This window comes from Pseudomonas sp. p21, from assembly GCF_001642705.1.
Lineage (GTDB): Bacteria > Pseudomonadota > Gammaproteobacteria > Pseudomonadales > Pseudomonadaceae > Aquipseudomonas.
The window spans coordinates 11,685-26,041 of the sequence record NZ_LWBV01000001.1 but is presented as its reverse complement, the minus strand read 5'-3'; the positions used below and the strand labels follow the sequence as shown (position 1 = coordinate 26,041).

Annotated in this window: 17 protein-coding genes; all 17 read right to left on the bottom strand. The window is 57.5% G+C overall.

Annotated features, from left to right (window positions below; genetic code table 11):
• Nucleotides 1–4: 4 nt before the first annotated feature.
• Nucleotides 5–373 carry a 50S ribosomal protein L14 gene (gene rplN, locus A4C63_RS00165; protein ID WP_002555479.1) on the bottom strand — a complete coding sequence of 123 codons (369 nt, stop codon included), beginning with the start codon at nucleotides 371–373 and terminating at the stop codon, nucleotides 5–7.
• A gap of 23 nt (nucleotides 374–396) precedes the next feature.
• A complete protein-coding gene (gene rpsQ, locus A4C63_RS00160) occupies nucleotides 397–663 on the bottom strand; it encodes a 30S ribosomal protein S17 (RefSeq protein WP_003255478.1) in 267 nt (88 codons plus the stop codon).
• A 2-nt stretch (nucleotides 664–665) separates the two neighbouring features.
• On the bottom strand, nucleotides 666–857 hold the full coding sequence (gene rpmC / locus A4C63_RS00155) for a 50S ribosomal protein L29 (RefSeq protein WP_002555481.1): 192 nt from the start codon (nucleotides 855–857) through the stop codon (nucleotides 666–668).
• Complete coding sequence (rplP, locus tag A4C63_RS00150) at nucleotides 857–1,270, bottom strand: 50S ribosomal protein L16 (RefSeq protein ID WP_003255479.1); 414 nt, start codon at nucleotides 1,268–1,270, stop codon at nucleotides 857–859. The genes rpmC and rplP overlap by 1 nt, the downstream gene beginning before the upstream one ends.
• 12 nt (nucleotides 1,271–1,282) lie before the next feature.
• Nucleotides 1,283–1,969, bottom strand: a complete 687-nt coding sequence (rpsC, locus tag A4C63_RS00145; RefSeq protein ID WP_003255481.1) for a 30S ribosomal protein S3 — start codon at nucleotides 1,967–1,969, stop codon at nucleotides 1,283–1,285.
• Between the two features lie 13 nt (nucleotides 1,970–1,982).
• On the bottom strand, nucleotides 1,983–2,315 hold the full coding sequence (gene rplV / locus A4C63_RS00140) for a 50S ribosomal protein L22 (RefSeq protein WP_003103908.1): 333 nt from the start codon (nucleotides 2,313–2,315) through the stop codon (nucleotides 1,983–1,985).
• Between the two features lie 11 nt (nucleotides 2,316–2,326).
• Nucleotides 2,327–2,602, bottom strand: coding sequence for a 30S ribosomal protein S19 (rpsS, locus tag A4C63_RS00135; RefSeq protein WP_003255482.1), 276 nt, complete (start codon nucleotides 2,600–2,602; stop codon nucleotides 2,327–2,329).
• Between the two features lie 16 nt (nucleotides 2,603–2,618).
• Nucleotides 2,619–3,443, bottom strand: a complete 825-nt coding sequence (rplB, locus tag A4C63_RS00130; RefSeq protein ID WP_015268750.1) for a 50S ribosomal protein L2 — start codon at nucleotides 3,441–3,443, stop codon at nucleotides 2,619–2,621.
• Nucleotides 3,444–3,457: 14 nt separating this feature from the next.
• Nucleotides 3,458–3,757 carry a 50S ribosomal protein L23 gene (gene rplW, locus A4C63_RS00125; protein ID WP_003255484.1) on the bottom strand — a complete coding sequence of 100 codons (300 nt, stop codon included), beginning with the start codon at nucleotides 3,755–3,757 and terminating at the stop codon, nucleotides 3,458–3,460.
• Nucleotides 3,754–4,356, bottom strand: a complete 603-nt coding sequence (gene rplD, locus A4C63_RS00120; RefSeq protein ID WP_008089819.1) for a 50S ribosomal protein L4 — start codon at nucleotides 4,354–4,356, stop codon at nucleotides 3,754–3,756. Before rplD ends, rplW begins: the two co-directional genes overlap by 4 nt.
• A gap of 12 nt (nucleotides 4,357–4,368) precedes the next feature.
• Nucleotides 4,369–5,004, bottom strand: a complete 636-nt coding sequence (gene rplC, locus A4C63_RS00115; RefSeq protein ID WP_003257089.1) for a 50S ribosomal protein L3 — start codon at nucleotides 5,002–5,004, stop codon at nucleotides 4,369–4,371.
• 80 nt (nucleotides 5,005–5,084) lie between these two features.
• Nucleotides 5,085–5,396 (bottom strand): 30S ribosomal protein S10, encoded by a 312-nt coding sequence (gene rpsJ, locus A4C63_RS00110; RefSeq protein WP_003186070.1) that lies wholly within the window; start codon nucleotides 5,394–5,396, stop codon nucleotides 5,085–5,087.
• A 141-nt stretch (nucleotides 5,397–5,537) separates the two neighbouring features.
• Complete coding sequence (tuf, locus tag A4C63_RS00105; protein WP_013970626.1) at nucleotides 5,538–6,731, bottom strand: elongation factor Tu; 1,194 nt, start codon at nucleotides 6,729–6,731, stop codon at nucleotides 5,538–5,540.
• Nucleotides 6,732–6,758: 27 nt separating this feature from the next.
• The gene (gene fusA, locus A4C63_RS00100) at nucleotides 6,759–8,906 is read right to left on the bottom strand and encodes an elongation factor G (RefSeq protein WP_061551336.1); all 2,148 of its coding nucleotides are present in this window, start codon (nucleotides 8,904–8,906) and stop codon (nucleotides 6,759–6,761) included.
• Nucleotides 8,907–8,936: 30 nt separating this feature from the next.
• The gene (gene rpsG, locus A4C63_RS00095; RefSeq protein ID WP_003246741.1) at nucleotides 8,937–9,407 is read right to left on the bottom strand and encodes a 30S ribosomal protein S7; all 471 of its coding nucleotides are present in this window, start codon (nucleotides 9,405–9,407) and stop codon (nucleotides 8,937–8,939) included.
• A gap of 106 nt (nucleotides 9,408–9,513) precedes the next feature.
• Nucleotides 9,514–9,885 carry a 30S ribosomal protein S12 gene (gene rpsL / locus A4C63_RS00090; RefSeq protein ID WP_003255492.1) on the bottom strand — a complete coding sequence of 124 codons (372 nt, stop codon included), beginning with the start codon at nucleotides 9,883–9,885 and terminating at the stop codon, nucleotides 9,514–9,516.
• Between the two features lie 211 nt (nucleotides 9,886–10,096).
• Nucleotides 10,097–14,296: a DNA-directed RNA polymerase subunit beta' gene (gene rpoC, locus A4C63_RS00085; protein ID WP_063911036.1), complete on the bottom strand. Its 4,200-nt coding sequence runs from the start codon at nucleotides 14,294–14,296 to the stop codon at nucleotides 10,097–10,099.
• Between the last annotated feature and the right edge of the window lie 61 nt (nucleotides 14,297–14,357).

The window sequence follows — 14,357 nt, the reverse complement described above, 5'->3', positions numbered from 1 at the left end:
CTCCTTACAGCACTTCAGGGGCGAGCGAGACGATCTTCATGAACTTCTCGGTACGAAGTTCACGGGTCACTGGCCCGAAGATGCGAGTGCCGATCGGCTCTTGCTTGTTGTTCAGCAGAACAGCAGCGTTGCCGTCGAAACGAATGATGGAACCGTCAGCGCGACGAACACCGTGACGGGTGCGCACGACAACAGCAGTCATCACTTGGCCTTTCTTGACCTTACCGCGCGGAATTGCTTCCTTGACGGTTACCTTGATGATGTCACCGATGCCGGCGTAACGGCGGTGCGAACCGCCGAGCACCTTGATGCACATGACGCGACGAGCGCCGCTGTTATCGGCCACATCGAGCATGGATTGAGTCTGAATCATAAAATTTCTCCGACCCCTAGCCCTTAGACTTCAACAGCGCGTTCGAGGACTTCAACCAGTGCCCAGGACTTGGTCTTGGCCAGCGGACGGGTTTCACGGATGGAAACCTTGTCGCCGATCTTGCACTGGTTGGCTTCGTCGTGCGCGTGCAGCTTAGTCGAACGCTTAACGTATTTACCGTAGATCGGGTGCTTTACGCGACGCTCGATCAGAACGGTGATGGTCTTGTCCATTTTGTCGCTGACGACACGGCCAGTCAGCGTACGGACGGTTTTTTCAGCTTCAGCCATGATCACTTACCTGCCTGCTGGTTGAGCACAGTTTTCACGCGAGCGATGTCACGCTTAACTTGCGAGAGCAGGTGCGACTGCCCCAACTGGCCAGTTGCTTTCTGCATACGCAGATTGAACTGGTCGCGCAGCAAGCCGAGCAGTTGCTCATTCAGTTGCTGTGCCGATTTTTCACGAAGTTCATTCGCTTTCATCACATCACCGTCCGCTTAACAAAGGAGGTGGCGAGAGGCAGCTTTGCAGCAGCCAGGGCGAAAGCTTCGCGCGCCAGCTCTTCAGAAACACCCTCGATTTCATACAGGACTTTGCCTGGCTGAATCTGGGCAACCCAGTATTCCACGGAGCCCTTACCTTTACCCATACGAACCTCGAGAGGCTTCTTGGAGATCGGCTTGTCCGGGAACACACGGATCCAGATCTTACCGCCACGTTTTACGTGACGGGTCAGCGCACGACGTGCGGACTCGATCTGGCGAGCGGTGAGGCGACCGCGAGCAACAGCTTTCAGGGCGAATTCGCCGAAGCTGACTTTGCTACCGCGCAGTGCCAGACCACGGTTGTGGCCAGTCATCTGCTTGCGGAATTTTGTACGCTTTGGTTGCAACATTTGGCGTACCCCTTACTTAGCAGCTTTTTTACGAGGCGCTGGTGCTTGTGGTTTCAGTTCTTCTTGGCGACCACCAATAACTTCGCCTTTGAAGATCCAAACCTTCACACCGATCACACCGTAAGTGGTGTGAGCTTCGTAGGTGTTGTAGTCGATATCGGCACGCAGGGTGTGCAGAGGCACACGACCTTCGCGATACCACTCGGTACGAGCAATCTCAGCACCGCCGAGACGACCGCTCACCTGGATCTTGATGCCCTTGGCACCAATACGCATGGCGTTCTGTACGGCGCGCTTCATGGCGCGACGGAACATTACGCGGCGTTCCAGCTGCTGAGCTACGCTCTGCGCAACCAGCATAGCGTCGAGTTCCGGCTTGCGGATCTCTTCGATGTTGATGTGCACAGGCACACCCATCTGCTTGGTCAGGTCCTGACGCAGCTTCTCGACATCTTCACCTTTCTTCCCGATAACGATACCTGGACGAGCGGTGTGGATGGTGATGCGTGCAGTTTGAGCCGGACGATGAATATCGATACGGCTTACGGACGCGCTTTTTAGTTTGTCCTGGAGGTACTCACGCGTTTTCAGATCCTTCAACAGGTAATCTGCGTAAGTAGCACCGTCTGCGTACCAGACGGAGGTGTGCTCCTTGACGATTCCCAGGCGAATGCCAGTGGGATGTACTTTCTGACCCATCTGATCGACTCCGTTACTTGTCCGCAACCTTGACAGTGATATGGCAAGACCGCTTGACGATGCGATCAGCACGGCCTTTGGCACGTGGCATGATGCGCTTCAGCGAACGCCCTTCGTTGACGAAGACGGTGGAGACCTTCAGGTCATCAACGTCTGCGCCTTCGTTGTGTTCGGCGTTGGCTACGGCCGACTCGAGGACTTTCTTCATGATTTCAGCGGCTTTTTTGCTGCTGAAGGCCAACAGGTTGAGCGCTTCGCCCACCTTCTTCCCGCGGATCTGGTCGGCGACCAAGCGGGCTTTCTGGGCGGAGATGCGAGCGCCCGACAACTTAGCGGCTACTTCCATTTCCTTACCCCTTAACGCTTGGCTTTCTTGTCAGCCACGTGCCCGCGATAGGTGCGGGTACCGGCGAACTCGCCCAGTTTGTGGCCGACCATGTCTTCGTTCACGAGAACTGGAACATGCTGGCGACCGTTGTGAACCGCGATGGTCAGACCGACCATTTGTGGCAGGATCATCGAGCGACGCGACCAGGTTTTAACTGGCTTGCGATCGTTCTTCTCCACCGCCACTTCGACCTTCTTCAACAGGTGAAGATCGATAAAAGGACCTTTTTTCAGAGAACGTGGCACTGTCGTATCCCTCTAGTTACTTGCGACGACGGACGATCATGTTGTCGGTACGCTTATTACCACGGGTCTTCGCACCCTTGGTTGGGAAGCCCCATGGCGATACCGGATGACGACCACCGGAGGTACGACCTTCACCACCACCATGCGGGTGGTCAACCGGGTTCATGGCAACACCACGAACGGTTGGGCGAACGCCGCGCCAGCGTTTGGCACCAGCTTTACCCAGCGAACGCAGGCTGTGCTCGGAGTTCGAGACTTCGCCCAGGGTCGCACGGCACTCAGCCAGGACTTTACGCATTTCACCAGAGCGCAGACGCAGGGTCACGTAGACACCTTCGCGAGCGATCAGCTGAGCCGAGGCACCAGCGGAACGAGCGATCTGAGCACCTTTACCCGGCTTCAGTTCGATGCCGTGAATGGTGCTACCTACTGGGATGTTACGCAGCTGCAGGGAGTTACCGGCCTTGATTGGGGCCAGGGCACCTGCGATCAGCTGGTCGCCAGCGCTCACGCCTTTAGGGGCGATGATGTAGCGACGCTCACCGTCTGCATAGCACAGCAGGGCGATGTGAGCAGTACGGTTCGGGTCGTATTCGATACGCTCGACAGTGGCTGGGATGCCATCTTTGTCGTTGCGACGGAAGTCGACCAGACGGTAATGCTGCTTGTGACCACCACCAACGTGACGAGTGGTAATGCGGCCATTGTTGTTACGACCACCAGACTTCGATTTTTTCTCGATCAGCGGTGCGTGAGGAGCGCCTTTGTGCAGCTCCTGGTTGACCACCTTGACCACGAAACGGCGGCCAGGGGAAGTCGGTTTGCATTTAACGATTGCCATGATGCACCCCTTCCTTACTCAGCACTGCTGCTGAAATCGAGATCTTGGCCTGGCTGAAGGGAGACGATCGCCTTCTTCCAGTCATTACGCTTGCCCAGACCACGTGCGGTACGCTTGGTTTTACCCAGAACGTTAACAGTCGACACGTTTTCAACTTTTACGTTGAACAGGCCTTCGACAGCTTTCTTGATTTCCAGCTTGGTTGCGTCGGTAGCAACCTTGAATACGAACTGGCCTTTTTTCTCAGCCAGAACGGTAGCCTTCTCGGAAACGTGCGGGCCAAGGAGGACTTTGAATACGCGTTCCTGGTTCATCCCAGCAGCTCCTCGAATTTCTTCACGGCCGAGACAGTGATCAACACTTTCTCGTATGCGATCAGACTGACCGGGTCGGAACCTTGTACGTCACGTACGTCGACGTGCGGCAGGTTGCGAGCAGCCAGGTACAGGTTCTGATCAACAGCGTCGGAAACGATCAGTACGTCGTTCAGACCCATGCCGTTCAGCTTGTTCAGCAGATCTTTGGTTTTCGGTGCTTCAACAGCGAAGTCCTGAACCACGACCAGACGGTCGCTACGCACCAGCTCAGCGAGGATGGAGCGCAGGGCTGCGCGGTACATCTTCTTGTTGAGCTTCTGCGAGTGATCTTGAGGGCGAGCTGCGAAGGTTACACCACCGCCACGCCAGATCGGACCACGAGTGGTACCAGCACGAGCACGGCCAGTACCCTTCTGACGCCATGGGCGCTTACCGCCACCAGCCACGTCGGAACGGGTCTTCTGCTGCTTGGTGCCCTGACGGCCGCCGGCCATGTAGGCCACGACTGCTTGGTGTACCAGCGTCTCGTTGAATTCGCCACCGAAAGTCAGTTCGGAAACTTCGATCGCCTGAGCGTCATTTACATTGAGTTGCATGTCAGTTTCCCCTTAACCGCGAGCCTTGACAGCTGGACGTACAACCACGTCGCCGCCAGTAGCGCCTGGAACGGCACCTTTGACCAGCAGCAGGTTGCGTTCAGCGTCTACGCGAACTACTTCCAGGGACTGAACAGTCACGCGCTCGGCGCCCATGTGACCGGACATTTTCTTGCCCTTGAACACACGACCAGGAGTCTGGCACTGGCCGATGGAACCTGGGACACGGTGCGACACGGAGTTACCGTGGGTGTTGTCCTGGCCACGGAAGTTCCAGCGCTTGATGGTACCGGCGAAGCCTTTACCTTTGGACTGACCAGTAACGTCTACCAGCTGGCCTGCAGTGAAGAGTTCAGCTTTGATCAGATCGCCAGCCTGGAAATCGCCTTCTTCAAGACGGAACTCCCAGACACCGCGACCAGCGGCAACGTTGGCCTTGGCGAAGTGACCTGCCTGAGCGGCAGTCACACGCGAAGCACGACGCTCGCCGACAGTGACTTGCACTGCACGGTAGCCATCGGTTTCTTCAGTTTTGAACTGGGTGACACGATTCGGCTCGATCTCGATGACCGTGACCGGAATGGAGACACCTTCTTCGGTGAAAATGCGGGTCATACCGCACTTGCGACCGATTACACCAATAGTCATGTTGTAAACCTCATGAGTGTACGGGGCTTTCACCCGCTATGGCCGCCCATTTCAGAGCGTTACACGACTAGACCGAAGTCTTAGCCGAGGCTGATCTGTACTTCCACACCTGCCGCCAGATCAAGCTTCATCAGCGCATCAACGGTTTTATCCGTTGGCTGGACGATGTCCAGAACACGCTTATGAGTGCGAATCTCGTACTGGTCACGCGCGTCTTTGTTGACGTGCGGGGAAACCAGAACGGTGAAACGCTCTTTGCGGGTAGGCAGTGGAATTGGACCACGCACTTGTGCACCAGTACGTTTCGCGGTTTCCACGATTTCCTGGGTGGATTGGTCGATCAGGCGATGGTCGAAAGCCTTCAACCTGATACGGATTTGCTGATTTTGCATTGGATTTCAGACTCCAGGCTGTTCCCAACGGACGCACTACGCCCGCTAAAAGGAGGCGTGATTCTATAGACGCCCCCATTTAGTGTCAACCCAATAAAAAAAACCCCCGCTGAGCGGGGGTTTTTTCAATCGGTCGAGTGATTACTCGATGATTTTGGCTACGACGCCGGCGCCGACGGTACGACCGCCTTCACGGATAGCGAAGCGCAGACCGTCTTCCATTGCGATGGTCTTGATCAGGGTAACAGTCATCTGAATGTTGTCACCTGGCATTACCATTTCAACGCCTTCCGGCAGTTCGCAGTTACCGGTCACGTCAGTGGTACGGAAGTAGAACTGAGGACGGTAGCCTTTGAAGAACGGAGTGTGACGACCGCCTTCTTCCTTCGACAGAACGTAGACTTCTGCGGTGAACTTGGTGTGCGGCTTGACCGAACCTGGCTTGACCAGAACCTGGCCACGCTCAACGTCGTCACGCTTGGTACCACGCAGCAGAACGCCGCAGTTCTCGCCAGCACGACCTTCGTCCAGCAGCTTGCGGAACATCTCAACACCGGTGCAGGTGGTGGTGGTGGTGTCACGCAGACCAACGATTTCCAGCGGATCCTGAACGCGGACGATACCACGCTCGATACGACCGGTAACAACGGTACCACGACCCGAGATCGAGAATACGTCTTCGATCGGCATCAGGAACGGCTGGTCAACGGCACGAACTGGCTCAGGGATGTAGGCATCCAGAGTTTCTACCAGCTTCTTGACAGCGGTAGTACCCATTTCGTTGTCGTCTTTGCCTTCCAGGGCCATACGAGCCGAACCGATGATGATCGGGGTGTCGTCGCCCGGGAAGTCGTAGGTGGACAGCAGGTCGCGAACTTCCATCTCGACCAGTTCCAGCAGCTCAGCGTCGTCTACCAGGTCAGCCTTGTTCAGGAAGACCACGATGTAAGGAACGCCTACCTGACGGGACAGCAGGATGTGCTCACGGGTTTGTGGCATCGGACCATCGGCGGCCGAGCAAACCAGGATCGCGCCGTCCATCTGGGCAGCACCGGTGATCATGTTCTTCACGTAGTCAGCGTGACCTGGGCAGTCAACGTGAGCGTAGTGACGAATGTTCGAGTTGTACTCGACGTGAGCGGTGTTGATGGTGATACCGCGCGCTTTTTCTTCCGGAGCCGAGTCGATCTTGTCGAACTCAACGACTGCCGAACCGAAAACTTCGGAGCAGACGCGAGTCAGAGCTGCGGTCAGAGTGGTCTTACCGTGGTCAACGTGGCCGATGGTGCCGACGTTAACGTGGGGAAGGGAACGATCAAATTTTTCTTTAGCCACGACAGTGAACCTCTTGCCTAAAGGGGATTAGCCTTGTTTTTTAACGAGTGCTTCGACGATGTTCGACGGAGCTTCGGCGTATTTGGAGAATTCCATGGAGTAGCTTGCGCGACCCTGAGACATGGAACGAACGTCGGTTGCGTAACCGAACATCTCTCCGAGCGGAACTTCAGCGCGGACGACACGGCCAGAGACCGACTCATCCATACCCTGGACCAGACCACGACGACGGTTCAGGTCACCCATCACGTCACCCAGGTAGTCTTCCGGGGTTACAACTTCGACCTTCATGATCGGCTCGAGAACCACGCCACCGCCCTTCTGGGCCAGTTGCTTGGTTGCCATCGAAGCGGCGATCTTGAACGCCATTTCGTTGGAGTCGACGTCGTGGTACGAACCATCGAATACCGCGGCCTTCAGGCCGATCAGAGGATAACCGGCAACAACGCCGTTTTTCATCTGCTCTTCGATACCCTTCTGGATCGCAGGGATGTATTCCTTAGGAATTACACCACCAACAACTTCGTTGGAGAACACCAGACCTTCGGTGATGTTGCCCTTGTCGTCCTGCTCTGGCTCCGAGAAACGGATCCAGCAGTGACCGAACTGACCACGACCGCCCGACTGGCGAACGAACTTGCCTTCGATCTCGACGCCGGACTTGGTGATCTTCTCGCGGTACGAAACCTGCGGCTTGCCGATGTTGGCCTCAACGTTGAATTCACGCTTCATGCGGTCAACGATGATGTCCAGGTGCAGCTCACCCATACCGGAGATGATGGTCTGGCCAGTCTCTTCGTCGGTCTTGACGCGGAACGACGGGTCTTCCTGAGCCAGTTTGCCCAGAGCGATACCCATCTTTTCCTGGTCCTGCTTGGTCTTCGGCTCGACAGACAGCGAAATCACTGGCTCCGGGAAGTCCATGCGCTCAAGGATGATTGGCTTGTCAGCGTCGCACAGGGTTTCACCAGTGGTAACGTCCTTCATGCCGATCAGGGCCGCGATGTCGCCAGCGCGCACTTCCTTGATCTCTTCACGCTGGTTGGCGTGCATCTGCACCATACGACCAACGCGCTCTTTCTTGCCTTTGACCGAGTTGATGACCGAGTCACCAGAGGTCAGAACGCCCGAGTAAACGCGAACGAAGGTAAGGGTACCTACGAACGGGTCGGTAGCGATCTTGAACGCCAGGGCCGAGAACGGCTCTGCGTCGTCAGCGTGACGCTCGTCCTGCTGCGCTTCGGTGATTTCATCCTTCGGCACTTCGGCCAGATCAGGGTGGATACCCTTGATCGCAGGAATCTCGGTCGGAGCAGGCAGGAAGTCGATAACGGCGTCGAGAACCAGGGGAACGCCCTTGTTCTTGAACGACGAACCGCAGACAGCCGGAACGATCTCGCTGGCCAGGGTACGCGCGCGCAGACCGGCCTTGATGTCTTCGACGGACAGGTCACCTTCTTCAAGGTACTTGTTCATCAGCTCTTCGTTGGCTTCGGCGGCAGCTTCAACCATGTTGTTGCGCCATTCGTTAGCCAGGTCGACCATATCCGCAGGAATTTCTTCCTCGCGGTAGGTGGTGCCCTTGTCGTCTTCGTTCCAGTAGATGGCTTTCATCTTGATCAGGTCAACCTGACCCTGGAAGTCGTCTTCTGCACCGATAGCCAGCTGGACCGGAACCGGGGTGTGACCCAGGCGGTTCTTGATCTGGCCGACAACGCGCAGGAAGTTGGCACCAGCACGGTCCATCTTGTTCACGTAAACAACACGTGGAACGCCGTACTTGTTGGCCTGACGCCATACGGTTTCGGACTGCGGCTCAACGCCGGAGGTACCGCAGAACACAACGACCGCGCCGTCGAGTACACGCAGCGAACGCTCTACTTCAATGGTGAAGTCAACGTGGCCGGGGGTATCGATGACGTTTACGCGGTAGTTGTCATACTGACCACGGGAACCTTTCCAGAAGGTGGTAACGGCAGCGGAGGTAATGGTGATACCGCGCTCCTGCTCCTGCACCATCCAGTCGGTGGTCGCGGCGCCGTCGTGCACCTCGCCCATCTTGTGGCTCAGACCTGTGTAGAACAGGATCCGCTCGGTAGTGGTAGTCTTGCCCGCGTCAACGTGGGCGCAGATACCGATGTTACGGTAGCGGTTAATTGCTGTAGTACGAGCCATAAAGCCCTCGCAAAATGATTGATGCTTGAATTAGAAGCGGTAGTGCGAGAACGCTTTGTTGGCCTCGGCCATACGGTGCACGTCTTCACGCTTCTTGACTGCAGCACCCTTGCCTTCAGCAGCATCCAGCAGCTCGCCGGCCAGGCGCAGAGCCATCGACTTCTCGCCGCGCTTGCGGGCGTAGTCTACGAGCCAGCGCATTGCCAGAGCGTTACGACGGGATGGACGAACTTCAACCGGAACCTGGTAAGTGGCACCGCCGACACGACGGGACTTAACTTCGACCAGCGGAGCGATGGCGTCGAGAGCTTTCTCGAAGATTTCCAGGGGGTCGCTGTTCTTGCGTGCTTTGACGGTATCCAGGGCACCGTAAACGATGCGCTCGGCTACAGCCTTCTTGCCGCTTTCCATCACGTGGTTCATGAACTTGGCGAGAATCTGGGATCCGTACTTCGGATCGTCAAGGATCTCACGTTTTGCTGCTACACGACGTCTTGGCATGATAAGCCCTCAAACGGTCTTCAGGTTAGCCCGGGACCAGGTCTTTCGACCCCTGCCCGACCTTACTCTTATCGACTCAAATAAATGGATGTCTGCAAACGACCGATTACTTCGGACGCTTGGTACCGTACTTCGAACGACCCTGGTTACGGCCTTTAACGCCCGAAGTATCCAGAGAGCCGCGAACGGTGTGGTAACGAACACCTGGCAAGTCTTTTACACGGCCGCCACGGATCAGGACGACGCTGTGCTCTTGCAGGTTGTGGCCTTCACCACCGATGTACGAGGAAACCTCGAAACCGTTGGTCAGACGCACACGGCATACTTTACGCAGTGCCGAGTTAGGTTTTTTCGGCGTGGTGGTGTACACGCGGGTGCACACGCCACGACGCTGCGGGCAGTTCTGCAGCGCAGGAACGTCGGACTTCTCGACCGAACGCTTACGCGGCTGACGTACCAGCTGGTTGATAGTTGCCATCTACTAGCTCCACTGATTGTCTTGCGACTCTATTGTCTTGCAAGAAAGCCAAAAATTGGCGAGACGGAGCCTCACCAAATTTAAGGGTACAAAAGTCTAAAGAGGATCTTGCACCCAGTCAAGACGAGGCCCCGGCCCTCCCCGTCCGATCATCGGCAACATTTCATGTCGTCGATGACCGTTCGGGGCTTGCCGGGGCCCTGCCCTGTACTTAGTTACCGCTGGAATTCAGCGCTTCGGTCAGTGCGGCTTCCACCTCACTGGCGCTCACACGCAGCGGTTTGTCGGCATCACGGCGACGCTTGCGCTCGCTGTGGTAGGCCAGACCAGTACCGGCCGGGATCAGACGACCCACGACCACGTTCTCTTTCAGGCCGCGCAGGTAGTCGCGCTTGCCGGTTACCGCCGCTTCGGTCAGTACGCGGGTGGTTTCCTGGAAGGAAGCCGCGGAGATGAACGACTCGGTCGACAGCGACGCCTTGGTGATACCCAGCAGCACGCGGGTGAACTTGGAGACGAACTTGTCCTCGGCGGCGAGACGCTCGTTCTCTACCAGTACCTGGGTCAGTTCCATCTGGTCGCCCTTGATGAAGCTGGAATCGCCCGACTCGGAGATCTCGACCTTGCGCAGCATCTGACGCAGGATGGTCTCGATGTGCTTGTCGTTGATCTTAACGCCTTGCAGACGGTAAACGTCCTGGATCTCGTTGACGATGTACTTCGCCAGCGCGCTCACACCCAGCAGACGCAGGATGTCGTGCGGATCGCTCGGGCCGTCGGAGATAACTTCGCCGCGGTTTACCTGTTCGCCTTCGAAGACGTTCAGGTGGCGCCACTTCGGAATCAGCTCTTCGTACGGATCGCTACCGTCGGTCGGGGTGATGACCAGACGACGCTTGCCCTTGGTCTCCTTACCGAACGCGATGGTGCCGCTGACTTCAGCCAGAATCGAGGCTTCTTTCGGACGGCGTGCTTCGAACAGGTCGGCAACGCGCGGCAGACCACCGGTGATGTCACGGGTCTTCGACGTTTCTTGCGGGATACGCGCGATAACGTCACCAACACCGATCTGGGCACCGTCAGCCACACCGACGAGGGCGTTGGCCGGCAGGAAGTACTGGGCAGGTACGTCGGTACCTGGCAGGTACAGGTCCTTGCCAGAAGCGTCGACCATCTTGATCGCCGGACGGATTTCCTTACCAGCGGCAGGGCGATCCTTGACGTCCAGAACTTCAATGTTGGTCAAACCGGTCAATTCGTCGGTCTGACGCTTGATGGTGATGCCTTCTTCCATGCCCACGAAGGTCACGGTACCTTTCAGTTCGGTAACGATCGGGTGGGTGTGCGGGTCCCACTTGGCGACGATGGCGCCAGCTTCGACCTTGTCACCTTCCTTGACCGAAATCACCGCACCGTAAGGCAGCTTGTAGCGCTCACGCTCACGACCGAATTCGTCGGCAATGGCCAGCTCGCCCGAACGCGACACGGCAACCAGGTTGCCATCGGCACGCTCTACCTGCTTCAGGTTGTGCAGACGCACCATACCGCCGTTCTTCACCTGGACGCTGTCGGCAGCCGAGGTACGGCTCGCAGCACCACCGATGTGGAACGTACGCATGGTCAGCTGGGTACCCGGCTCACCGATCGACTGTGCAGCGATAACGCCGACGGCTTCACCGATGTTCACCTGGTGACCGCGAGCCAGATCACGACCGTAGCACTTGGCGCAGATGCCGTAGCGGGTTTCGCAGTTGATCGGCGAACGCACGACCACTTCGTCGATGCTGTTCAGCTCGATGAACTCGACCCACTTCTCGTCAACCAGGGTACCGGCCGGAACGATGACGTCCTCGGTGCCTGGCTTGAACACGTCACGGGCGATGACACGACCCAGTACACGCTCACCCAGCGGCTCTACAACGTCGCCGCCTTCGATGTGCGGGGTCATCAGCAGGCCCTGGTCGGTGCCGCAGTCGATCTCGGTAACCACCAGATCCTGGGCAACGTCTACCAGACGACGAGTCAGGTAACCGGAGTTAGCAGTCTTCAGTGCGGTATCCGCCAGACCCTTACGAGCACCGTGGGTCGAAATGAAGTACTGCAGAACGCTCAGACCTTCACGGAAGTTCGCGGTGATCGGCGTCTCGATGATGGAGCCGTCCGGCTTGGCCATCAGGCCACGCATACCGGCCAGCTGACGGATCTGGGCTGCGGAACCCCGCGCACCCGAGTCAGCCATCATGTACATCGAGTTGAAGGACTCTTGCTCGACTTCCTTGCCCTCGCGGTCGATGACCTTCTCTTTCGAGAGGTTGGCCATCATCGCCTTGGACACTTCGTCGTTCGCCTTCGACCACAAGTCGATGACCTTGTTGTACTTCTCGCCCTGGGTTACCAGGCCGGAGGCGTACTGGCTCTCGATTTCCTTCACTTCGTCGGTAGCGGTACCGATGATGCGGGCTTTCTCGTCCGGGATAACGAAGTCGTTAACACCGATGGAAACGCCGGAAATGGTCGAGTAAGCAAAACCGGTGTACATCAACTGGTCAGCGAAGATAACGGTCTCTTTCAGACCAACCACGCGGTAGCACTGGTTGATCAGCTTGGAGATCGCCTTCTTCTTCATCGGCTGGTTGACCACGTCGTACGGCAGGCCTGCCGGTACAACCTGGAACAGCAGCGCACGGCCGACAGTGGTGTCGACGATGCGGGTGTTCTTGACCACGGAACCGTCACGCTCTTTCACGGTTTCGTTGATACGAACCTTGATTTTCGCGTGCAGGGCAGCCTCGCCGGCGCGGAATACGCGGTCGACTTCCTGCAGGTCGGCGAACACGCGACCTTCGCCCTTGGCGTTGATGGCTTCACGGGTCATGTAGTACAGACCCAGTACCACGTCCTGCGACGGAACGATGATTGGCTCACCGTTGGCTGGCGACAGGATGTTGTTGGTCGACATCATCAGCGCGCGCGCTTCGAGCTGGGCTTCCAGGGTCAGCGGCACGTGAACGGCCATCTGGTCACCGTCGAAGTCGGCGTTGTACGCGGCACAGACCAGCGGGTGCAGCTGGATAGCCTTACCTTCGATCAGAACCGGTTCAAAGGCCTGGATACCCAGACGGTGCAGGGTCGGTGCACGGTTGAGCAGCACGGGGTGTTCGCGAATCACCTCGGCGAGCACGTCCCACACCTCTGGCAGCTCGCGCTCGACCATCTTCTTGGCAGCCTTGATGGTGGTCGCCAGACCACGCATTTCCAGCTTGCCGAAAATGAACGGCTTGAACAGCTCGAGAGCCATCTTCTTCGGCAGACCGCACTGGTGCAGACGCAGGGTCGGGCCTACGGTAATTACCGAACGGCCGGAGTAGTCCACACGCTTACCGAGCAGGTTCTGACGGAAGCGACCTTGCTTACCTTTGATCATGTCGGCCAGGGACTTCAGCGGACGCTTGTTCGAGCCAGTGATGGCGCGACCGCGACGGCCGTTGTCCAGCAGGGCGTCGACCGCTTCCTGCAGCATGCGCTTTTCGTTGCGCACGATGATGTCCGGCGCCGACAGATCCAGCAGGCGCTTCAGACGGTTGTTACGGTTGATCACCCGACGATACAGATCGTTCAGGTCGGAGGTCGCGAAGCGGCCACCATCCAGCGGAACCAGCGGACGCAGGTCCGGCGGCAGCACTGGCAGGACGGTCAGGACCATCCACTCAGGCAGGTTGCCCGAGCCCTGGAACGCTTCCATCAGCTTCAGGCGCTTGGACAGCTTCTTGATCTTGGTTTCCGAGTTGGTCTGCGGAATTTCTTCACGCAGGCGACCGATCTCGTGCTCCAGGTCGATAGCGTGCAGCAGCTCGCGGACAGCCTCGGCACCCATGCGGGCGTCGAAGTCGTCACCGAACTCTTCCAGCGCTTCGAAGTACTGCTCGTCGTTCAGCAGCTGGCCCTTTTCCAGGGTGGTCATGCCCGGATCGATAACGACGTAGCTCTCGAAGTAGAGTACGCGCTCGATGTCACGCAGGGTCATGTCCATCAGCAGGCCGATACGGGACGGCAGCGACTTCAGGAACCAGATGTGGGCAACCGGCGAGGCCAGTTCGATGTGCGCCATGCGCTCACGACGAACTTTTGCCAGGGCAACTTCAACGCCGCACTTCTCGCAGATCACGCCGCGGTGCTTGAGGCGCTTGTACTTGCCGCACAGGCACTCGTAGTCCTTGACTGGGCCAAAGATCTTGGCGCAGAACAGGCCGTCACGCTCAGGCTTGAACGTACGGTAGTTGATGGTTTCCGGCTTCTTAACTTCACCGAACGACCACGAACGGATCATTTCAGGCGACGCCAGACCGATGCGGATGGCGTCGAACTCTTCGACTTGACCCTGGTTTTTCAGCAAATTCAGTAGGTCTTTCAAGGCCTTTCCTCCTGGCGGAGCAGGGAGCGGGCATTACCTGCCCCACTCCCCTTCGCGTCAC